This window comes from Streptomyces sp. NPDC002994 (assembly GCF_040611155.1).
GTDB lineage: Bacteria > Actinomycetota > Actinomycetes > Streptomycetales > Streptomycetaceae > Streptomyces.
This window is the reverse complement of record NZ_JBEXNQ010000006.1, coordinates 89,329-109,391: the sequence shown is the minus strand read 5'-3', so window position 1 is coordinate 109,391 and position 20,063 is coordinate 89,329. Positions and strand designations below refer to the sequence as shown.

The window sequence follows — 20,063 nt, the reverse complement described above, 5'->3', positions numbered from 1 at the left end:
GTTCCGCGCCACCACCACTGGCCAGCACCGAAACGAAACGAACGCAGGGGCAACAGACACCATGAGCACCGTCAACGGCGGCATCTCCTACTGGTACGCGAACGAAGGCATACCCGACCCCCGCGAGCCCCTGCCCGGCGACGCGACGGCCGACGTCTGCATCGTCGGCGGCGGCTACACCGGACTCTGGACGGCGTACTACCTGAAGAAGGCCGTCCCCTTCCTCAACATCACCGTCCTGGAAGGCAAGTTCTGCGGTTACGGCGCCTCCGGCCGCAACGGCGGCTGGCTCTACAACGGCATCGCGGGCCGCGACCGCTACGCCAAGCTCCACGGCCACGACGCCGCCGTCCGCCTCCAGCAGGCGATGAACGACACGGTCACCGAGGTCATCAACACCGCCGCCGCCGAGAACATCGACGCCGACATCCACCACGGCGGCGTACTCGAAGTGGCCTACACCCCCGCCCAACTCGCCCGCCTCAAGCACTTCCACGCCGCCGAGATCGCCTTCGGCGAGAAGGAACGCACCCTCCACGGCGCCCGCGAGACCGCCGACCGCATCCGGGTAACGGGAGCCGTCGGCTCCACGTGGACCCCGCACGGCGCCCGCCTGCACCCGGTCAAACTCCTCAAGGGCCTGGCCACGGCAGTCGAATCCCTGGGCGTAACGATCCACGAATCCACCCCCGTCACGGAGATCAAGCCCAAACACGCCATAACCCCCTACGGCACGGTCCGCGCCCCGTACATCCTGCGCTGCACCGAGGGCTTCACTGCCGGCCTCAAGGGCCAGCGCCGCACCTGGCTCCCGATGAACTCCTCGATGATCGTCACGGACCCCATCCCCCAGTCCACCTGGGAAACGATCGGCTGGGACGGCCGCGAGACCCTCGGCGACATGGCCCACGCCTACATGTACGCCCAGCGCACCGCCGACGACCGCATCGCCCTCGGCGGCCGAGGCGTCCCGTACCGCTACGCCTCACGCACCGACAATGACGGCCGCACCCAGCCCGCCACCATCGAGGCCCTGCGCGAGATCCTGACCCGCTTCTTCCCCACCACGGCGGGCATCCCCATCGCCCACGCCTGGTCGGGCGTGCTCGGCGTCCCCCGCGACTGGTGCTCGACCGTCGCCCTCGACCGCTCGACCGGCATCGGCTGGGCGGGCGGCTACGTAGGCAGCGGCGTAGCCACGACGAACCTCGCCGCCCGCACCCTGCGCGACCTCATCCAGCAGGACTCCGGCCAGGGCGGCCCCACCGACCTGACCACCCTCCCCTGGGTCAACCACAAGGTCCGCAAGTGGGAGCCGGAACCCTTCCGCTGGCTAGGAGTCCAGGCCATGTACGCCGCCTACCGCACGGCGGACCGCCGCGAAGCCTCCGGCCGTACGACCGACACGGACCCCATAGCGAAGGCGGCCAACCGCATCGCCGGCCGCCACTGAGCACCACCCTTTGCAGAAAAAAACGCCCCGGACTGTGAAAGTCCGGGGCGTTTTCCCTGCTGGGGCCCCCTGTCGGATTCGAACCGACGACCTACGCATTACAAGTGCGTTGCTCTGGCCGGACTGAGCTAAGGAGGCGCGTCAGAGCAGTCTAACCGGATCGCCCGGCACCCCTGCCAACATTTTCGTCGCCTTCCGGCTACTGACAGGACGGGCATCGCCAGGTAGCGTCACGGCAGGTTCGCTCTAGTGGACCAGACCACACCACATCACTCCCTTACTCGGATCGTCCGGCACGTTCCTGCCGGTGAAGGAGAACATCACCATGGCAACTGTCTCGTTCGACAAGGCCACCCGGATCTACCCGGGGTCCACCAAGCCCGCCGTCGACCAGCTCGAGCTTCACGTCGAGGACGGCGAGTTCCTCGTCCTCGTCGGTCCCTCAGGCTGCGGCAAGTCGACCTCCCTGCGCATGCTCGCGGGTCTTGAGGACGTCAACGGTGGCGCCATCCGTATCGGTGAGCGCGACGTCACCCACCTGCCGCCGAAGGACCGGGACATCGCCATGGTGTTCCAGAACTACGCGCTGTACCCGCACATGTCCGTCGCCGACAACATGGGCTTCGCGCTCAAGATCGCCGGCGTGAACAAGAGCGAGATCCGCAAGAAGGTCGAAGAGGCCGCGAAGATCCTCGACCTCACCGAGTACCTGGACCGTAAGCCGAAGGCCCTCTCCGGCGGTCAGCGCCAGCGCGTCGCGATGGGCCGCGCCATCGTGCGTGAGCCGCAGGTCTTCCTCATGGACGAGCCGCTGTCGAACCTCGACGCCAAGCTCCGCGTCTCGACCCGCACGCAGATCGCCTCGCTCCAGCGCCGCCTCGGCATCACCACCGTGTACGTCACGCACGACCAGGTCGAGGCCATGACGATGGGCGACCGGGTCGCCGTACTGAAGGACGGTCTGCTCCAGCAGGTCGACTCGCCGCGCAACATGTACGACCGCCCCGCGAACCTCTTCGTCGCCGGCTTCATCGGCTCGCCCGCGATGAACCTCGTCGAGGTCCCGATCACCGACGGCGGCGTGAAGTTCGGCAACAGCGTCGTCCCGGTCTCCCGCGAGGCGCTCTCCGCCGCGGCCGACCGCGGCGACACGACCGTCACGGTCGGCGTACGCCCCGAGCACTTCGACATCGTCGAGCAGAACAGCGCGGCCGCGGCCGCGCTGACCAAGACCGCCGCCGACGCCCCGGCCGGCCTCGCCGTCACCGTCAACGTCGTCGAGGAGCTCGGCGCCGACGGTTACGTGTACGGCAGCGCGCAGGTCGGCGGCGAGCACCAGGACCTCGTCGTCCGCGTCAACGGCCGCGCCGTACCGGACAAGGGCACCGAGCTGCACGTCGTGCCGCGCGCCGGCGAGACGCACGTCTTCTCCTCGTCGACCGGTGAGCGCCTCAGCGACTGACCTCAACACGCGTACGTCAGCAGGCGTACGTCGCGTGAAGGGCCCCGTACCCAGGTGGTGCGGGGCCCTTCTCGCGCGCCCGGGTGTCGACAAATACCCCGGCAGACCGGTCATTTCGAACTCTGTTCGTCAACACGCAATTCGAAAAATGACATCGAACCATCACCCACCAGAGTGACTAAATGTCGCCAAATCATTACTGCCCGCTACGCTCACTGGCGTGACCCACACAGCCCGCCGAATCGGCCGAAGTCTCGCTCTCGTCCTGCCCGTCGTCCTGGTGCTCTCCGGGACCCTTGCGGTCGCCCGTGTCCCGTGGTCCACGAGCGGACCCGAGTCGCAGGTCCTGACCGCTGCGTCCTCCGAGAAAGTAAACGTACGCGCCAAGTCCCGCGCCCCGCAGGACATTCTGCGCGACAAGCTGCTCCTCGAACTCCAGGAGAAAGACCCCGGTGTCGCGCTGACGCATCTCCAGAGGGAAGTCGAGCGCCGTCCTTCGCTCGCCGAACACTGCATGTCGATCGCCCGCTCGCTCGGCCGCGCCGCGGTGAAGCAGTACGGTCCGACCCGCGCGCAGTCGTTCTCGCGCCCCGTGTGCGACACCTCCTACGCCTCCGGCGTGGCGCAGCAGACGGGCTGAGCAGCGGCCGGGCAACCGAGCTGCCGCATATCGTGCCCCGTATGACCCGTATGACGACGTCTCCGACGCAGGCCGTGGTCCTGGCAGGCGGCCAGGGCTCGCGACTGCGCCCGTACACCGACGACCGCCCCAAGCCGATGGTCGAGATCCCGGGCACCGGGACCCCGATCATCGGCCATCAGCTTGAATGGCTGGCCGCCGAGGGCGTGACCGACGCGGTCATCTCCTGCGGCCATCTCGCCGGCGTACTCCAGCAGTGGCTGGACTCCGCCGACCTCCCGCTGCGTGTCACGACCGTGGTGGAGAGCGAGCCGCTGGGCCGCGGCGGCGGCCTCAAGTACGCCGCCGCGCACCTTCCCGACCCCGGGCTCCCCTGGTACGCGACCAATGGCGACATCTGGACGCGCTTCTCGCTGCGCGAGATGGCCGCCTTCCACGCCGAGCGCGACGCCACCGCGACCCTCGCCCTCGCCCGCCCCCGGATCCCGTGGGGCGCCGTCGAGACGGACACCTTCGGCCACATCACGGACTTCATCGAGTCGCCGCCGTCGCCCTATCTCATCAACGCGGGCGTGTACGTCTTCTCCGCGGCCTTCACAGGGCTTCTCCCGGACCTCGGCGACCACGAACGCACGACGTTCCCCCGGCTGGCACGAGAGCGCCGCCTGGCGGGCTTCCCGCTGCCCCACGGGGCGTACTGGCGGGCCATCGACACCGCCAAGGACCTGAGCGAGGCCGCGAAGGAGCTCGCGGCCGCACGCGGCTGACCCGGCCCCGCCCGCCGCGTTCACCTCCCCCGTACGGCGAAGGGCCCGGCGCACATCGCGTGCGCCGGGCCCTTCGCGGTACGTACGGAACGTCGTCGCCGTCGCCTAGCCGAGCAGGCCGCCGATCACCCGGCCACCGCCGCTGCCGCCGCTCCCGCCCCCACTGCCGCCGGTGCCGCTGCCGCCCGTGGTGCCGCCGTCGGTGCCACCGCCCGTCGTGCCGCCGCCGGTGGTGCCGCCGCCGCCCGTGGTGCCGCCGCTGCCCGAGCCGCCGCTGGACGTCGGGCCCGCGCTGGTGGTGGGCGCCTGCGGGGGCGGGGGCTGCTGCTGCGTCGGGGCCTGGCCGGCCGTGCTGCCCTGCGTCTGGCTCGGCCGCTGGGCGTCCGGGCCGACCGTGCCGGTCTCGCGGACCGTGCCGGGCGTCGTGGTGCCGGCGGACGGCCCGGCGGAAGTGGTCGCCGACGGGGCGGGGTTCCGGCTGGCCGGAGCCTGCGAGGCGCGGCCCGTGCTGCTGCCGGTCTCCTGGGGCAGCGGGGCCCCGGGGAGGTGGTTGGTCGGGTCGTCGTTCGGGCCCGGCACCGTCACCAGGTCCGAGGAACGTACCGCCCCGCCCAGCATCGAGCCGATGAGCAGCGTCAGTCCGACCACCAGGGTGGCCACGACGGCGCCGCGCCGCAGTACGCGCCGCCGCAGCTCCCACAGTTCCGAGCGCGGCCCGAGCTTGCGCCAGGCCTCGCCGGCGAGCCGGCCGTCGATGGAGTAGACGGGCGCGCCGGCGATGATCAGCGGCGACCAGGCGGCGAGGTAGATGATGTCGGGCGCGTCGTACGCCGGTACGGTCTTCCAGCTCACCGTCATGAGCAGCGCGGCGGAGAGCAGGGTCCCGAAGCAGGCGGCGACGCGCTGCCACAGTCCCAGCACCGTCAGCACGCCGACCACGACCTGGAGGAACGCCACGGTCAGGCCGGCGCCCACCGGGTGGCTCAGCGCGAAGTCGCGCAGCGGCTCCGCGAGGGCCCAGGGGTGCAGCGACGTAAGCCACTTGACCATGGAGCCGCGCTCGCCGCCGTCGAAGTAGACGGGGTCGCAGAGCTTGCCCATGCCGGCGTAGATGGAGATGAAGCCGAGGAACACCCGGAGCGGCAGGAGCACCACGCCGAGGTTCATCCGCCGCCCGGGGTAGTACGCGTGCCGGACCGCGTCGGCGCCGCTGCGCCGGCCGCGCTCACCGTCCGCGCCGTACTCGTACTCGTCCTCGTCGTAATCGTCGTCGTCGAACTGGCGGGCGTAGGCATCGTCGGCGTCCCGCTCGGGGGCGTCGTACGCACCGACGGCCTGCTTCATCCTGGGCAGCATCTGCGTCATGGGCGGCTCGGACCTGCGCGGCCCCACGACGGTGGGGATCGCTGCGGTGTCCTCTGCGCTCCCGGCTTGCTCGTCGACGGAGATGCGGGGGATGACCTGCGTGGCGCCGCTGTCGGCGCGCTCGTCGACTGAGGAGGCGGAGGAGGAGTTGCGTACGGCCTGCAGCAGCCCGGTCGCGCCGGGGTCTCCCGGCTCGGACTTCCCGCTCCAGACAACGGGCGCCCGGCGTCGGCTCGCGGCCGCACCGGCCATCGCGGGAACGCGCGCCGTGTCCCCCAGCCCACTGCCCACACCGCCCGCCCCCGCGTACGGCGGGACGGGCCGTCGGCTCTGGGCCGGGGCGAGCTGCACGCGGAAGCTGGCGTGGTTGACGATGACCTGCGCTGGATCGCAGGGCACCTTGACCATGCTCAGGGCGGGCTGATCGTCGAACCCGGGTGTTCTGGTGTCCACACTCATCTAACCGAGTGACGTGTGCTTAGGACACTGCCTTGACGCTCCGGATCTGTCCGAGACCCGTCAAGACACCCTTACCGGGACATAACCGACCCCGCCCGCAACCCCGCTCAACGCCGACGCTGCGCCGCTTCGCGGGTGTGGCGGCCGGCACCGTCTGCCACCCTCGCACCGCTCCGCGGGCTTCGGCCGCCTGCGCCGGCCTCCGACCGTCGGCGCACAGCGAGCCAGGGCCGCACCCGCGCCTGCCCGCTCAACGCCGGCGCTGCGCCGCTTCCCACAGCACGATGCCCGCCGCCACACCCGCGTTCAGCGACTCCGCGCCGCCCGGCATCGGGATGCGGACCAGGTAGTCGCACGTCTCGCCGACGAGGCGGCCGAGGCCCTTGCCCTCGCTGCCGATGACGATCACGACCGGGCCGCCCAGCTGCTCAAGGTCCTGGACCGTGTGCTCGCCGTCCGCCGCCAGGCCGACGACCGTGATCCCGGCCTTCTGGTAGCCCTCCAGGGCGCGCGTCAGGTTGGTGACACGGGAGACCGGCGTACGGGCCGCCGTACCGGCGGAGGACTTCCACGCGCCGGCCGTCATGCCCGCCGCACGGCGCTCCGGCACGACCACGCCGTGGCCGCCGAACGCGGAGACCGAGCGGACGATCGCGCCGAGGTTGCGCGGGTCGGTCACGCCGTCGAGGGCGACGATCAGCGGGTCCTCGTGCTTGTCGTACGCCGCCGCCGTGAGGTCGTCCGGGTGCGCGTACTCGTACGGCGGGACCTGGAGGACGAGGCCCTGGTGGTTCAGGCCGTTCGTCATCCGGTCGAGCTCCGGACGCGGGGCCTCCATCAGGTTGATGTTGCCGCGCTCGCCCGCGAGCTGGAGCGCCTCGCGCACCCGCTCGTCGTTGTCGATGTACTGCTGGACGTACAGCGTCGTCGCCGGAACGCCGTCGCGCAGCGCCTCGAAGACGGGGTTACGGCCGACGACCATCTCGGACGTGCCCTTCGCGCCACCGCGGCGCGGAGCCGGGCGGCGGACCGCGGCCTGCTTGGCCTTGGCGGTGGCGATGCGGTTCTTCTTGTGCTTCTTACGGGCTTCGGCGGGCGGCGTCGGGCCCTTGCCTTCCAGGCCGCGGCGTCGCTGGCCACCGCTGCCGACCGTAGCGCCCTTCTTGTTGGACGTGCGGCGGTTCCTGCGCTGGCTGTTCCCGGCCATGACCTGTTACCTGTTCCGTTGCTTCAGACGTGCGTACGTATAAGTGAAAGTGTGCCCCGTGCCATGACCGGCGCGCCTCTCAGCGCGATCCGAGGCTCCATCGCGGGCCCGACGGACTGTCCTCGATGACGAGGCCGGTCTGCTGGAGCTGGTCCCGGATCGCATCGGCCGCGGCCCAGTCCTTGCGGTCACGGGCCGACTGCCGCTGGTCGAGTACGAGGCGTACGAGCGTGTCGACGACCCCGTGCAGGTCTTCGCCACGCTCCGAGCCGCCGCCCGACCACTGCTCGGCGAGCGGGTCGAGACCGAGGACGCCGAGCATGGCCCGTACCTCGGCCAGCCGCGCGACCGCCTCGTCCTTGTCGTCGGCGGCCAGCGCCGAATTGCCCTGGCGCACGGTGGTGTGGACGATCGCGAGCGCCTGCGGCACGCCCAGGTCGTCGTCCATCGCCTCGGCGAAGGCCGGCGGGACCTCGGCCGCGGGCTCGACGTCGCCCCCCGCCTTCTCGATCACTCGCTGGATGAAGCCCTCGATGCGCGCGAAGGCGGACTCCGCCTCGCGCAGGGCTTCCTCGCTGTACTCGATGGTGGAGCGGTAGTGCGGCGTACCGAGGTAGTAGCGCAACACGATCGGGCGCCACGCCTTGACCATCTCGCTCACGAGCACCGAGTTGCCGAGCGACTTCGACATCTTCTCGCCGGCCATGGTGACCCAGTGGTTGTGCACCCAGTACTTGGCGAAGTCGTCGCCGAAGGCCTTGGCCTGGGCGATCTCGTTCTCGTGGTGCGGGAAGATCAGGTCGATTCCGCCGCCGTGGATGTCGAACGCCTTGCCCAGGTACTTGTGGGCCATCGCGGAGCACTCCAGGTGCCAGCCGGGACGCCCGCGTCCCCACGGGGTCTCCCAGCTCGGCTCGCCGGGCTTCGCGGCCTTCCACATGGCGAAGTCGCGCTGGTCCCGCTTGCCCGTCTCGCCCTCGCCGGAGGGCTGGAGGAGGTTGTCGAGCTCCTGGTTGGAGAGTTCGAGGTACCCCGGGTACGACCGTACGTCGAAGTAGACGTTCCCGTCGGCCTCGTACGCGTGCCCGCGCTCGATGAGGCCGCGCATCATCTCGACCATCTCGGTGACGTGCCCGGTGGCGCGGGGCTCGTACGTCGGCGGGAGGCAGCCGAGGGCGGCGTAACCGTCGTTGAAGGCGCGCTCGTTCTCGTACCCGATGGACCACCAGGGGCGGCCCTGCTCCGCCGACTTCTTGATGATCTTGTCGTCGATGTCCGTGACATTGCGGATGAACGTCACGTCGTAGCCGCGGTAGGTGAACCAGCGGCGCATGATGTCGAAGTTCAGGCCCGACCGGATGTGGCCGATGTGCGGGGCGGCCTGCACGGTAGCGCCACAGAGGTAGATCGAGACGCAGCCCGGCGTGAGCGGGGAGAAGTCGCGAGTCTGCCGGGCGCTGGTGTCGTACAGCCGAATAGTCACTACACCAGGGTAGTGGGCGGACGACAGTGCCTTGCGACCCTTTCCCATACCAGTGGCTCACGCCGCCGGGCTCGCCGCCGTCGCGTTTCCCCCGTACGGCCGAAGCTGGGGGCAAGCCCCCTGGATGTTGCCGCTTGGGGCAACCTTCCAGCCCTCCGGCGTTTGAGGACACGCCCGCAGGGCGTCCGTGTTGTCTGGGGTGCTGGGGGGCTTGCCCCCCAGCACCGATCACTCAACCCGTACGGACCACCAGCGCCGTGGCGATCGCCGCCAGACCCTCGCCCCGGCCCGTGAAGCCGAGCCCGTCCGACGTCGCGGCCGACAACGAGACCGGCGCACCGACCGCCTCCGAAAGCACCTTCTGCGCCTCGTCCCGCCGCTTCCCGATCTTCGGGCGTACGCCGACGACCTGGACCGCGACATTGCCGATCGCGAAACCTTCGGCCCGTACGATCCGCGCCGCCTCCGTCAGCAGCGTGATGCCCGACGCGCCGGCCCACTCGGGCCGCCCCGTGCCGAAGTGCGCGCCGAGGTCACCGAGACCAGCCGCGGAGAAGAGCGCGTTGCAGGCGGCGTGCGCGACGACATCGGCGTCCGAGTGGCCGGCCAGGCCGGGCCCCTCGCCCTCCCAGAGCAGGCCGCCGCACCAGAGCTCGCGGCCTTCCTCGAAGGCGTGGATGTCGGTCCCGATCCCGACCAGCGGGAGCAAAGGCATGTCAGAAGCCATCGTTGGCCCTCCTGCGGGCGAGTACCGCCTCGGCCAGGACCAGGTCCAGCGGCCGGGTCACCTTGAATGCCTCTTCGTGGCCGGGTACGACCACGACCCGCACCCCGAGCTGCTCCACCATGCCGGCGCAGTCCGTCGCGCCTTCCCCGCTCGCCGCGACCGTCTCGTGCGCGCGCACCAGCGTGGCCCGGTCGAAGCCCTGCGGAGTCTGTACGGCGCGCAGCCGTGCCCGCACGGGCGTGGCGACAACCGGCTCGGGCTCGCCCTTCTCGCCGGGCTCGACCTCCTTGACGGTGTCGGCCAGCGGCAACGCGGGCACCACGGCCGGCGCGCCGTCCCGTACGGCCTCGATGACCGAATCGACGGTGTCGACGGGCACGAGCGGGCGGGCCGCGTCGTGCACCAGCACGGCGGTGATGTCGGCCGGGAGGGCTTCCAGCCCGAGCCGCACCGACTCCTGGCGGGTCTCACCGCCCGGTACGACCAGGAAGTCCGTTCGCTCGGGCAGCGCGTGCTCGCCGAGGAGGTTCTTGACCTCGACGGCGCCGTCCTTCGGGGCCACCACGACGACGAGCGAGACGGCCCTGGAGTTGGCCATGGCCCGTACGGCGTGGATCAGCATGGGGGTGCCGTTCAGCGCACGGAGCGCCTTGGGGGCGCCGGGGCCGAGCCGTACCCCGCGGCCGGCCGCGGGGATCACGGCGGCGGTGCGCGGGGTGGGCGTGGGGCGCGGTTCGTCTGTCATCGGTAGCTCCGGGGCCGACAGCTTCGGGGACGGGTTTGGGCCCGCCAGGTTTGTGTCCGCGGCCTTCGTGGGTATGGCCACAGCGTGCCGGGCGCGACGCCTTGACCGGCCCCTTCCGTGACGACTGGTCAAGCCAGCTGCCCGGGCCCGGCACACCAGAGAGCACCTGGGATCACACCTGGGACCCACTTGGAATCAGGGGCGCGCGGAGGAGAAAGCAACATGCCGCAGCGCCCGGCGACAAGGGCTGGAGACCTTGTCAGCGGGCACCACGGCATCGTTACTCATGATTGGGTATCAGGGAAGGAGCCCCTGGACCCGGAGTCAGGACGCGAGGACCTCGTCGAGCAGGGCCTCGGCCTTGTCTTCATTGGTGTTCTCCGCGAGTGCGAGCTCGCTCACCAGGATCTGGCGCGCCTTGGCGAGCATGCGCTTCTCACCTGCGGAGAGACCGCGCTCACGCTCACGGCGCCACAGGTCGCGCACTACCTCGGCGACCTTGATGACATCACCGGAGGCGAGCTTCTCGAGATTTGCCTTGTAGCGCCGGGACCAGTTCGTCGGCTCTTCGGCATACGGTGCGCGCAGCACCTCGAAGACCCGGTCGAGCCCTTCCTGACCGACTACGTCGCGTACACCGACGAACTCCGCATTGTCCGCAGGCACACGAACAGTCAAGTCACCCTGGGCAACCTTGAGCACCAAGTAGGTCTTGTCCACACCTTTGATCTGGCGAGTTTCGATAGCCTCGATCAGTGCGGCCCCGTGATGGGGATAGACCACGGTGTCGCCAACCTTGAACGTCATGTGACAGGTACCCCTTCCGTGGCTATCCAGAGTAACACGGAAACGGCTTCTTCTGAATGGCGTTTCCGCAGGTCAGGGCATATCTCGGGGCTTGACAACAGCAACAGGAACGTGCTGCGCAGACCTTCCGGAAGCGGGTATTCGCAGGTCGGAGCGGCTGTGCGGGCGGAGAGAAACGCGTACGTTACACACACCACAGAGCCCTCCGAAGGGGCCGAACGTCCCGGTTTGCCGGGTTCCAAGCGGTGAACTTGATGTACTCCGTTCGGTGATCGGTCACCCGTTCGGCCGGAATCCGGAATTGATCAGTGGCGGCGGTGATCAATTCTCCGGACCCCCATACATTCCTTACGGATAATCCGCACTCGGGACGCACGCACGCCCTCCCCGCGATATGTGAAGGGCGTACGAAACAAGCGTCCGGGCTTGCGGTGGCCGGTACGGGCGGGCCGGGTGGGGCGGGTCGGGTGCGAGGGCCGGAGGACGGCTCGGTAACCTAAGCGCGCTGACACACCCTTAGGGCGGCTTTACGCCGCTCGAACCCGTCTAACAGGAGATGCCTCCACCGTGAGCCGCAGCCTTCGACGCGGTGCCCTCGCCGCCACCGCCATCGTGTTCTCGATCGCTTCGCTTGCCGCGTGTGGTGCGGGCAACGACGCGCAGACGCTCGGGGTCAGGCCGGACAACGCCGCGACCACCGTCGACGACATCAAGATCCAGAACGCGACGATCGTCACCCAGCCCGAGCTCGACGCCAAGGGCCCCGCGGTCGTCACCGGGATGGTCTTCAACAACGGCACCAAGGCAGAGACGCTCGAATCGGTCACGCTGCCCGGCACCAGCGCCAAGGTGAAGCTCAGCCCTGCCAAGGGTTCGGGCCCGCTGACCGTGCCCGCCGGCGGCTCGCTCCTCCTCGGTGGCGACGGCAACGCCTCCGCCGTCATCCAGAACGGCAGCGAGGCGGCGAAGGCCGGCGACGCGCAGCCCGTGCGCTTCGAGCTCAGCGAGACCGGCGCGGTCGAGCTGCGGGCGTTCGTGGTTCCGGCGACGCACTACTTCAAGGGCGTCGGCCCGAGCGAGCTGCCGAAGCCGCCGGCCCAGGCGCCGTCCGGCTCGGCGACGGGGACGCCCGCGGGCACCGCTTCCGGCAGCCCGTCCGGCACCCCGGCGGGCACCCCGTCGCAGTCGGCTTCCGGCGCCGCGGGCGCCACTGCCACTACCCCTGCCGACGCCGATGCCGACGCCGACGAGCACGGCGCGGAGCACTGACGCCCGTACGCACGCAGCATGCTGATGGGGGCGCCCCGCCGGTCGGTACCGGCGGGGCGCCCCCATCTGCTTGAGCAAGCAGGCTGAGGTTTACGGCTTACGGCTCGAACTTGTAGCCGAGACCGCGCACCGTCACCAGGTACCTCGGTGCGCCCGGGTCCGGTTCGATCTTGGCTCTGAGGCGCTTCACGTGGACGTCGAGGGTCTTGGTGTCGCCCACGTAGTCCGCGCCCCAGACACGGTCGATCAGCTGCATACGGGTGAGGACCCTGCCCGCGTTGCGCAGCAGCATCTCCAGGAGGTCGAACTCCTTCAGCGGGAGATCGACCTTGCCGCCGCCGACGGTGACCACGTGACGGTCTACGTCCATCCGCACCGGGCCGGCTTCCAGGGCCGCCGGGGTGACCTCTTCCGGCTCTCCGCGGCGGCGCAGGACAGCGCGGATGCGCGCGACCAGCTCCCGCGAGGAGAAGGGCTTCGTGACGTAGTCGTCGGCTCCTATCTCCAGACCCACGACCTTGTCGATCTCACTGTCCTTGGCGGTCACCATGATGACCGGAACATTGGAATGGCTGCGGAGCTGGCGGCAGACCTCGGTGCCGGGCAGGCCCGGGAGCATGAGGTCCAGCAGGACGAGGTCGGCGCCGTTGCGCTCGAACTCGTCGAGCCCGTCGGGGCCGGTGGCCGCGATGGCGACCTCGAAGCCCTCCTTGCGCAGCATGTAGGACAGGGCGTCGCTGAAGGATTCCTCATCCTCGACGACGAGCACTCGGGTCACGGAAGGACCTCCGGGTGGGGAATGGGTTCGCGATCAGTGGTCTCGTACGGGCCGGCGTCGTGTGCGGACTCATTGACGCCGTGCGGGCGCGCGACCGATGACCGGTCGCGTGCTGCGGCTGCCTCGGGCAGTCGCAGGGTGAAGGTGGAGCCCTGTCCCTCGGAGCTCCACACCGTGACCTCCCCGCCGTGCGAGGCGGCCACGTGCTTGACGATGGCCAGGCCGAGGCCAGTGCCTCCGGTGGCCCGGGAGCGGGCCGGGTCCACACGGTAGAAGCGCTCGAAGACGCGCTCGCGGTCCTTCTCGGAGATGCCGATTCCCTGGTCGGTGACGGCTATCTCGATCAGGTCCCCGCCGGGGGCGGAGATCCGGCGGCCCGCTATGCCGACGCGGGTGCGGGCCGGGCTGTAGTTGACGGCGTTCTCGACGAGATTGCCGAGGGCGGCGGCGAGCTGGCCGCGGTGGCCCCAGACGTGCAGGCCCTCCGTTCCGCCCGACGCCATCGTGATGTTCTTGGTGGACGCGGCGTGGCGGCTGCGGTCCATGGCCTCGGCGACCAGTTCGTCCACGCGAACCGGCTCCGCGTCCTCCAGCGGGTCGTCGTTCTGGACGCGGGAAAGATCAATGAGCTCTTGGACCAGATTGGTGAGACGGGTCGCCTCGATCTGCATGCGGCCCGCGAAACGGGTGACCGCCTCGGGGTCGTCCGAGGCGTCCATGACGGCCTCGGAGAGCAGCGAGAGCGCGCCGGTAGGAGTCTTGAGCTCATGGCTGACATTCGCGACGAAGTCGCGCCGTACCGCTTCGATGCGGCGGGCCTCGGTGAGGTCCTCCACCAGGAGCAGCACGAGACGCGAGCCGAGCGGGGCGACGCGTGCGGAGACCGCCAGCGCCTCGCCGCGGCCGGTGCCGCGACGCGGAAGGTCCAGTTCGACCTGGCGTATCTCACCGTCCCTGCGGGTGTCGCGAGCCATGTGGAGCATCGGGTCCACGGCCAGCTTTCCGCCCCGGACCAGCCCGAGGGCGTACGCCGCCGAGCTGGCCTTGACGACGCTGTCGCTCTCGTCCAGTACGACGGCGGAGGAGCGGAGCACGGACAGCACGGTGTCGACGCCCGGCGGCAGCACGGCGTTGACGTCCGGCCGCATGGAGGACCGGGTGGGCCTGGCCTGCTCGCGCTCGCTCCAGCGGAACGTCAGCACGGCGATCACACCGGTCAGCAGACCGGCGATCGCTGCTGCTGCGGCGACTGCCGCGTTCACGTCCATGCACCCAGGTTAAGCGGGGGCTACGACACTCCCCCAGCCAAATGGGTGGCCGCTCGAACACTCGTCGCTCAGAGTTCACCGAGGGGATGGGGCTGGTTCACTTGGGGTGCCGGAATCGGACGCGTAACGGACAGAACGTGGGAGCGTGGGGTTCAGAGGCCTCAAGAAAGACAAGAGAGGGACTTTCATGCGCGACGCGTACCACGAGGAACTTGACTCGATCGGTGAAGCCCTGGTCGAGATGGCCCGGCTCGTCGGGTCCGCGATCGGACGGGCCACCACTGCCATGCTCGACGCGGACCTCAAGCTCGCCGAGAGCGTGATTGCCGGCGACCAGAAGGTCGACGATCTCCAGCACGAGCTGGAAGCGCGCGCGATAGCCCTGCTGGCCCGCCAGCAGCCGGTCGCGACGGACCTGCGGATCGTCGTCACGTCGCTGCGGATGAGCGCCGACCTGGAGCGCTCGGGCGACCTCGCCCAGCACGTGGCCAAGCTCGCCCGGCTGCGCTTCCCGGCCTCGGCCGTACCGCACGACCTGCACGCGACCATGCTCGAGATGGGGCAGCTCGCGCAGCGCCTGATGGCGAAGGCGGCGGAGGTCATCACCACGAAGGACGTCGACCTCGCGCTCCAGCTGGAGCACGACGACGACGAGATGGACCTGCTGCACCGCGCGCTGTTCCAGCACCTGATGGACGACCGCTGGAAGCACGGCATCGAGACGGCGGTCGACGTGACGCTGCTCGGCCGTTACTACGAGCGGTTCGCCGACCACGCGGTCTCGGTGGCGAAGCGCGTGGTGTACCTGGTGACGGGTGAGCACGCGGACGAGCTCCAGGCGGCGGCCGCGGCGGCGGCGACGCCGCCCGCCCAGGGCGAGTAACCGCAGTAACAATCGGAGCATTGCGCGTGTGCGCCGTTGATGCGCCCGCCGGGATGGGCATCCAATGGGCAGCAGGAGTACGCCACGTGCGTCGCCTTCGAGGAGGATCCCCATGGTCGATTCCCCCACGCCCAACTCCCAGCAGGAACCGCCGGTTGAAGTGGTCCACCACCGTCTCGCGCTACCCGTCCTCGGCGCCTGCGGGTGCGGGTCCGGCTGCGGCTGCGGCTGCCAGTCGGGCGGGCCGTGCCAGTGCGGCGGCTGCTGCGGCTAGGGCGACCGGTGAGTACGGAAAGGGCCCCGTCCGCTGAGGACGGGGCCCTTTCCGTACTGACGTGAGCCGCTTACGCCGCGTCGTCGTCGTACTCGTCCTCGTCGTCGTCCTCGAGGCCGAAGTTCTCCGGCACCTCCAGCATCGCCTCCCGGAACTCGGGCCGCGTCTCGTCCATGGCCGCTTCCCGGAAGAGCGCCGCGAGCCGGTGGCGGTCCTCGGCGGAGAGCCTGCCGAGGTGGTCGGCGACGTCTTCGAACCAGGTCGTCGCCAGATCCGGATCGACGTCGTCCTCGTCCGTCAGGTCGATGGCTGTGACCAACTGCGCCATGGCAGTGGCCAGTGTGGTCAGCAGGGTGTCGCTCATATCGTGCTCTCGCCTCTTCGCGGACCGCTCGGAACCTACACGTCACGCAGCACCGAGCCCCCTGCCGCGGAGAATCCGCGCCAGGGGGCTCGATCCGTACGTGTTACTTCTTCTTACCTTGGTTCTTCACGGCCTCGATGGCGGCCTTCGCGGCCTCCGGGTCGAGGTACGTGCCGCCCTTGGTGACGGGGCGGAAGTCGGCGTCGAGCTCGTAGTAGAGCGGGATGCCGGTGGGGATGTTCAGGCCGGTGATCTCCTCGTCGGAGATGCCGTCGAGGTGCTTCACCAGGCCGCGCAGCGAGTTGCCGTGGGCGGCGACCAGGACGGTGCGGCCGGCGAGCAGGTCGGGGACGATGCCGTCGTACCAGTACGGCAGCATGCGCTCGACGACGTCCTTGAGGCACTCCGTGCGCGGGCGCAGCTCGCTCGGGATCGTCGCGTAGCGCGGGTCGTCGGACTGGGAGAACGTCGTGCCGTCCTCGAGGACCGGCGGCGGGGTGTCGTACGAACGGCGCCAGAGCATGAACTGCTCCTCGCCGAACTCGGCGAGCGTCTGCGCCTTGTCCTTGCCCTGGAGGGCGCCGTAGTGGCGCTCGTTCAGGCGCCAGGAGCGGTGGACGGGGATCCAGTGGCGGTCCGCGGCCTCCAACGAGAGCTGGGCGGTGCGGATGGCGCGCTTCTGGAGCGAGGTGTGCAGTACGTCGGGGAGCAGGCCGGCTTCGACGAGCAGCTCACCGCCGCGCACCGCCTCCTTCTCGCCCTTCTCGGTGAGGTTGACGTCCACCCATCCGGTGAACAGGTTCTTCGCGTTCCATTCGCTCTCGCCGTGGCGGAGGAGGATCAGCTTGTACGGTGCGTCGGCCATGCGTACGAGACTAATGGACGCCTCGGACGGTTGACGGCTCGCGTCAATTGAGTGGCTCCGGACCACTCCCGCTTGTAAGTTGCGGATACCGCGTCAGCCGCTTACACGGGCGGTCCGCCACCGCCGCCGCCGAAGTCCCTGGGGGGATTGCTCATGTCCATGGCCTCGCTCAGACGTGCCGCGAAGGAAACGGTCTCGGGGCTTCCCGACGGTTTCTGGTGGCTGTGGACCTCGACCCTGGTGAACCGCACCGGGGCCTTCGTGCTGACCTTCCTGTCGCTGTATCTGACGCAGGAGCTGGGTTACTCGGCCTGGTACGCGGGGCTCGTCATCGCACTGCACGGGCTCGGCGGGGTGGCCGGTTCGCCGCTCGGCGGGATGCTCACCGACCGGTGGGGGCGGCGGCCCACGATGATCGCCGGGCACCTGGGTACGGCGGCGGGCGCGGCCGCGCTCGCCGTGGTGACCAGCGCGGTCGGCGTCGCGGTGGTGGTGCTGCTGATGGGTGTCGCCATGCAGGCGGTACGCCCGGCGATCGGCGCGACCATCGCCGACATGGTGCCGGAGCCCGAGCGGCGGCGCGCGTACGCCCTGAACTACTGGGCACTCAACCTTGGCTTCGCCATAGCCGCGCTCGGCGGCGGCGCGGCGATCGTCTTCGGCTACCGGACGCTGTTCCTGGTGGACGCGGCGGCGACTGTTCTGTGCGCGGTCATCGTCTTCATGAGACTGCCGGAAACCCGGCCCGTTGTGCCGCCCGTCGTCAAGGGCGAAGAAGCGGTCGCCGAGGCGAAGCTGAGCCTGCTGGAGGTGCTGCGGGACGCGCCCTTCCGGACGCTGGTGCTGCTCAACCTGCTCATCTGCCTCATCTTCACCGCGCCGTGGGTCGCCCTGCCGCTGACCATGGCCGGCGAGGGGCTGGAGCCGAGTGCGTACGGCATGGTCATCGCGGTCAACGGCGTCGTCATAGTGGGCTTCCAGTTGCTCGTCAACAAGATCACCGACCGGCGTTCGCCGGCCGCGCTGCTCACCGTCTCCGCGCTGCTGTTCGCCGCCGGGACCGGGGCGACCGCGCTGGCCGGGACGCCGCTGCTGTTCGCGGTGACCGTGGTGGTGTGGACGCTCGGCGAGATGGTGCACGTGCCGACCAACGCCGCCGCCACCGCGCGGCTGGCGCCGGAGCACGCGCGGGGGCGGTACCAGGGCGTGATGGGCATGTCCTGGGCGCTGGCCGGCTTCCTCGCGCCCCTCCTGGCGGGGTGGATCGTGGACGGGCCCGGGCCGGACGTGCTGTGGATCGGGTGCGGGGTCATCGGCGTGGTCGCCGCGGCGGGGTACGGGACGCTGCTGCGGCGGGTGCTCGCGGACTCGGAGGCCTCGCAGGCGGCGGTGGCTGTTGCCCCCGTCCCGGCTCCTGAGGCGGACGGGGAGAAGGTCAGCGGCTGAGGGCTCGTTGCGCCTCGTAGAGGTTGGACGGGCGTACGGAAGTGGGGGATCCGTATGCCTCCAGGCGGGAGTGCAGCGGGCCGGTGAAGTCGGGGACGTCGGTCTGGTCGAAGTCGCGGACCTCGCTGATGCCTACGGTCGCGCTGTACGGGGCGATGGTGTCGATCTTGACCAGGCCGGCGCGGGCGTTCGTGACGGTCACGTTCCAGTGGGTGAAGCGGGCCCCGTAGAGGGGGCCGGCGGAGGCGTCGCCGCCGTGGCGGCCGTTGTTGTTGACCGTGATCTCGGTGCGGACGTTGGCGAACGGCATGCCGCGGTGGGTGTCGAAGGTGCCCATGTGCATGACGCCGCGCGACCAGACGTTGTAGCTGGACAGCCCTTCGACGTTGATGCCGTGGAGCTGGGTGCCGGCGGGTGCGGGCGTGGTGCGCTGCGCGATGCTGAAGTCCTCGACGAGGTTGTCGTGGGAGCCCTCGCGGCAGAAGTACGGGTGGGTGGGAGCCGCGGCCTTCGACGCGGGTGCGGCGGAGCGTACACGCGGAGGCGGCGACGAGACCGAAGCCGTTGTCGACGTGGCGGACGGTGATGTCGTCGGCCCAGCAGTCGTACGCGCACTGGAAAGTGACGCCGTTGTAGCCCTTGTCGAGCAGGTGCGGGGACTGCGGTGTCTCGACCGCTTCGAGGGTCAGGCCTTCTACGCCGGAGCCGGTGAGCGGGGTGACGGGGGTGGTGAGGCGTGGGTCCCATGCGGGGCGGATGTCGAGGGGCAGGGGGCGTTCGAGGGTGATCCGGGCGCCGGAGACGCGGGTGATGCGTACGGGCCATTCGTACGGGACGTAGCTGGTCAACTTGGGCTTGTCGTCCCAGGTGTAGCTGTGGGCGCCGGGGCTGTCGCCCGCGATGTGCGCCAGGAGGGTGTGGGCGGGGTCGTCGGCGAGGCGCAGGAGGACCAGTTGGCCGGGGCGCAGGGGGACGGCCGGGTTGTGGACGGTGATCGTCCGGTCGCCGCGCTCGGCGGGTGCGACGGTGGCGAGGGTCTGCCATTCGTCGCGCTTGTTGCCGGTCCAGCCCTCGAAGGGCCAGGCCTTGGCCGTGATGGCGGCGGTGAGGGACTCGTAACGCTCCTGCGGGCAGAGCCAGATGAGGCCGCCGGCCCAGGACCAGGAGGATTTGTCGCCGCCGTAACGGCTGCCGTACGGGCCGATCAGCTCCGTGAGGCTCTTTGTCGCGAGCAGCTTGGTGCGAGCGCTACCGGCGCCGCGCAGGACGACGTCGCTGTGGCCGATGCGGATGACGTCGTCGATGCGGTACGTGCCGGGCGGGACGAGGACGGTGCCGCCGCCACGGGCTCCGGCGGCCGCGAGGGCGCGGTTGATGGCGGGGGCCGCGTCGGTCGAGCCGTCGGGCTTGGCGCCGTAGTGGAGGACGTTGGCGACGACGGGGCGGCGGGGAAGGCGGGTGGCCCCGGCGCGGGCTCCGGCTCGGCCGACGTACGGGATCTGGGGGTGGGTGTACGGCGCGGCGGCGAACTCCTGCCAGAGGAGGACGTTTTCCCGCTGCCCTGCCACCCCAGCCACCCCTGCCCCGAAGGCGGGCCGAGCGACGCCCGATGCTGCGACGGCTATCGCGCTGACGATCAACGCCCGCCTGGTGATGGCGCTTTGACCGATCCCCATGCTCGCCTCCATGTATGTGAACGGTGTTCAGGTGCGTGTCGGCGGTGAGCATGCCATGGCGCGGGACAGTGGGGAAGGGGGCGGTGTGCGACCGACCGGACGCATATGCCTCCTCCTTCTGGAGG

17 protein-coding genes, 1 tRNA gene and 1 pseudogene are annotated in these 20,063 nt (G+C 70.1%); 7 read left to right on the top strand and 12 right to left on the bottom strand.

Annotated elements, in window-relative coordinates; genetic code table 11:
- Window positions 1–61: 61 nt before the first annotated feature.
- Window positions 62–1,453, top strand: coding sequence for an FAD-dependent oxidoreductase (locus tag ABZX79_RS09570; protein ID WP_355253924.1), 1,392 nt, complete (start codon window positions 62–64; stop codon window positions 1,451–1,453).
- Between the two features lie 60 nt (window positions 1,454–1,513).
- Here ABZX79_RS09570 and ABZX79_RS09565 read toward each other — a convergent pair.
- Window positions 1,514–1,591: transfer RNA gene (locus ABZX79_RS09565), tRNA-Thr, on the bottom strand.
- A gap of 187 nt (window positions 1,592–1,778) precedes the next feature.
- Between ABZX79_RS09565 and ugpC the strand changes: the two genes are divergently transcribed.
- The 3 genes from ugpC (at window position 1,779) to ABZX79_RS09550 (ending at window position 4,322) form a co-directional block, all read left to right on the top strand.
- Window positions 1,779–2,915 (top strand): sn-glycerol-3-phosphate ABC transporter ATP-binding protein UgpC, encoded by a 1,137-nt coding sequence (gene ugpC / locus ABZX79_RS09560; RefSeq protein ID WP_355253922.1) that lies wholly within the window; start codon window positions 1,779–1,781, stop codon window positions 2,913–2,915.
- 220 nt (window positions 2,916–3,135) lie between these two features.
- Window positions 3,136–3,555, top strand: a complete 420-nt coding sequence (locus ABZX79_RS09555; RefSeq protein WP_355253920.1) for a hypothetical protein — start codon at window positions 3,136–3,138, stop codon at window positions 3,553–3,555.
- Window positions 3,556–3,605: 50 nt separating this feature from the next.
- A complete protein-coding gene (locus ABZX79_RS09550; protein ID WP_355254280.1) occupies window positions 3,606–4,322 on the top strand; it encodes a nucleotidyltransferase family protein in 717 nt (238 codons plus the stop codon).
- 105 nt (window positions 4,323–4,427) lie between these two features.
- Here the strand turns inward: ABZX79_RS09550 and ABZX79_RS09545 are convergent, their stop codons facing one another.
- The 6 genes from ABZX79_RS09545 to ABZX79_RS09520 form a co-directional block, all read right to left on the bottom strand.
- Window positions 4,428–6,146: a DoxX family membrane protein gene (locus ABZX79_RS09545; protein ID WP_355253918.1), complete on the bottom strand. Its 1,719-nt coding sequence runs from the start codon at window positions 6,144–6,146 to the stop codon at window positions 4,428–4,430.
- Window positions 6,147–6,396: 250 nt separating this feature from the next.
- Window positions 6,397–7,353, bottom strand: coding sequence for a 23S rRNA (guanosine(2251)-2'-O)-methyltransferase RlmB (rlmB, locus tag ABZX79_RS09540; protein WP_355253916.1), 957 nt, complete (start codon window positions 7,351–7,353; stop codon window positions 6,397–6,399).
- A gap of 79 nt (window positions 7,354–7,432) precedes the next feature.
- Window positions 7,433–8,836 (bottom strand): cysteine--tRNA ligase, encoded by a 1,404-nt coding sequence (gene cysS / locus ABZX79_RS09535; protein WP_355253914.1) that lies wholly within the window; start codon window positions 8,834–8,836, stop codon window positions 7,433–7,435.
- Window positions 8,837–9,068: 232 nt separating this feature from the next.
- Window positions 9,069–9,563: a 2-C-methyl-D-erythritol 2,4-cyclodiphosphate synthase gene (gene ispF, locus ABZX79_RS09530; protein WP_355253912.1), complete on the bottom strand. Its 495-nt coding sequence runs from the start codon at window positions 9,561–9,563 to the stop codon at window positions 9,069–9,071.
- Window positions 9,553–10,308, bottom strand: coding sequence for a 2-C-methyl-D-erythritol 4-phosphate cytidylyltransferase (gene ispD / locus ABZX79_RS09525; protein WP_355253910.1), 756 nt, complete (start codon window positions 10,306–10,308; stop codon window positions 9,553–9,555). The genes ispF and ispD overlap by 11 nt, the downstream gene beginning before the upstream one ends.
- 324 nt (window positions 10,309–10,632) lie before the next feature.
- The gene (locus ABZX79_RS09520; RefSeq protein ID WP_006380568.1) at window positions 10,633–11,115 is read right to left on the bottom strand and encodes a CarD family transcriptional regulator; all 483 of its coding nucleotides are present in this window, start codon (window positions 11,113–11,115) and stop codon (window positions 10,633–10,635) included.
- Between the two features lie 567 nt (window positions 11,116–11,682).
- Between ABZX79_RS09520 and ABZX79_RS09515 the strand changes: the two genes are divergently transcribed.
- Window positions 11,683–12,384, top strand: coding sequence for a DUF461 domain-containing protein (locus ABZX79_RS09515; RefSeq protein ID WP_355253908.1), 702 nt, complete (start codon window positions 11,683–11,685; stop codon window positions 12,382–12,384).
- A gap of 97 nt (window positions 12,385–12,481) precedes the next feature.
- Here the strand turns inward: ABZX79_RS09515 and ABZX79_RS09510 are convergent, their stop codons facing one another.
- Both ABZX79_RS09510 and ABZX79_RS09505 read right to left on the bottom strand, forming a co-directional pair.
- Window positions 12,482–13,162, bottom strand: a complete 681-nt coding sequence (locus ABZX79_RS09510; protein WP_028814608.1) for a response regulator transcription factor — start codon at window positions 13,160–13,162, stop codon at window positions 12,482–12,484.
- Window positions 13,159–14,430, bottom strand: coding sequence for an ATP-binding protein (locus ABZX79_RS09505; protein ID WP_355253905.1), 1,272 nt, complete (start codon window positions 14,428–14,430; stop codon window positions 13,159–13,161). The genes ABZX79_RS09510 and ABZX79_RS09505 overlap by 4 nt, the downstream gene beginning before the upstream one ends.
- A 187-nt stretch (window positions 14,431–14,617) precedes the next feature.
- On the opposite strand from ABZX79_RS09505, the gene phoU reads away from it, so the two are divergent.
- On the top strand, window positions 14,618–15,313 hold the full coding sequence (gene phoU, locus ABZX79_RS09500; protein WP_355253903.1) for a phosphate signaling complex protein PhoU: 696 nt from the start codon (window positions 14,618–14,620) through the stop codon (window positions 15,311–15,313).
- A 344-nt stretch (window positions 15,314–15,657) separates the two neighbouring features.
- On the opposite strand, the gene ABZX79_RS09495 is transcribed toward phoU, so the two are convergent.
- Both ABZX79_RS09495 and ABZX79_RS09490 read right to left on the bottom strand, forming a co-directional pair.
- Entirely contained in the window at window positions 15,658–15,951 is a 294-nt protein-coding gene (locus tag ABZX79_RS09495) for a hypothetical protein (protein ID WP_355253901.1), read from the bottom strand.
- Between the two features lie 103 nt (window positions 15,952–16,054).
- Window positions 16,055–16,816 carry a phosphoglyceromutase gene (locus ABZX79_RS09490; RefSeq protein ID WP_215129592.1) on the bottom strand — a complete coding sequence of 254 codons (762 nt, stop codon included), beginning with the start codon at window positions 16,814–16,816 and terminating at the stop codon, window positions 16,055–16,057.
- 159 nt (window positions 16,817–16,975) lie between these two features.
- On the opposite strand from ABZX79_RS09490, the gene ABZX79_RS09485 reads away from it, so the two are divergent.
- Entirely contained in the window at window positions 16,976–18,262 is a 1,287-nt protein-coding gene (locus tag ABZX79_RS09485) for an MFS transporter (RefSeq protein ID WP_355253899.1), read from the top strand.
- Here the strand turns inward: ABZX79_RS09485 and ABZX79_RS09480 are convergent.
- Window positions 18,252–19,938: pseudogene (locus tag ABZX79_RS09480) on the bottom strand (glycosyl hydrolase family 28-related protein). The gene ABZX79_RS09485 and the pseudogene ABZX79_RS09480 overlap by 11 nt on opposite strands.
- Between the last annotated feature and the right edge of the window lie 125 nt (window positions 19,939–20,063).

Coding starts and splice junctions, on each gene's coding strand:
- ABZX79_RS09570 (WP_355253924.1), top strand. CDS start 62: ATGAGCACCGTCAACGGCGGCATCTCCTACTGGTACGCGAACGAAGGC.
- ugpC (WP_355253922.1), top strand. CDS start 1,779: ATGGCAACTGTCTCGTTCGACAAGGCCACCCGGATCTACCCGGGGTCC.
- ABZX79_RS09550 (WP_355254280.1), top strand. CDS start 3,606: ATGACGACGTCTCCGACGCAGGCCGTGGTCCTGGCAGGCGGCCAGGGC.
- ABZX79_RS09545 (WP_355253918.1), bottom strand. CDS start 6,146: ATGAGTGTGGACACCAGAACACCCGGGTTCGACGATCAGCCCGCCCTG.
- rlmB (WP_355253916.1), bottom strand. CDS start 7,353: ATGGCCGGGAACAGCCAGCGCAGGAACCGCCGCACGTCCAACAAGAAG.
- ispF (WP_355253912.1), bottom strand. CDS start 9,563: ATGGCTTCTGACATGCCTTTGCTCCCGCTGGTCGGGATCGGGACCGAC.
- ispD (WP_355253910.1), bottom strand. CDS start 10,308: ATGACAGACGAACCGCGCCCCACGCCCACCCCGCGCACCGCCGCCGTG.
- ABZX79_RS09520 (WP_006380568.1), bottom strand. CDS start 11,115: ATGACGTTCAAGGTTGGCGACACCGTGGTCTATCCCCATCACGGGGCC.
- ABZX79_RS09505 (WP_355253905.1), bottom strand. CDS start 14,430: ATGGACGTGAACGCGGCAGTCGCCGCAGCAGCAGCGATCGCCGGTCTG.
- phoU (WP_355253903.1), top strand. CDS start 14,618: ATGCGCGACGCGTACCACGAGGAACTTGACTCGATCGGTGAAGCCCTG.
- ABZX79_RS09495 (WP_355253901.1), bottom strand. CDS start 15,951: ATGAGCGACACCCTGCTGACCACACTGGCCACTGCCATGGCGCAGTTG.
- ABZX79_RS09490 (WP_215129592.1), bottom strand. CDS start 16,816: ATGGCCGACGCACCGTACAAGCTGATCCTCCTCCGCCACGGCGAGAGC.
- ABZX79_RS09485 (WP_355253899.1), top strand. CDS start 16,976: ATGGCCTCGCTCAGACGTGCCGCGAAGGAAACGGTCTCGGGGCTTCCC.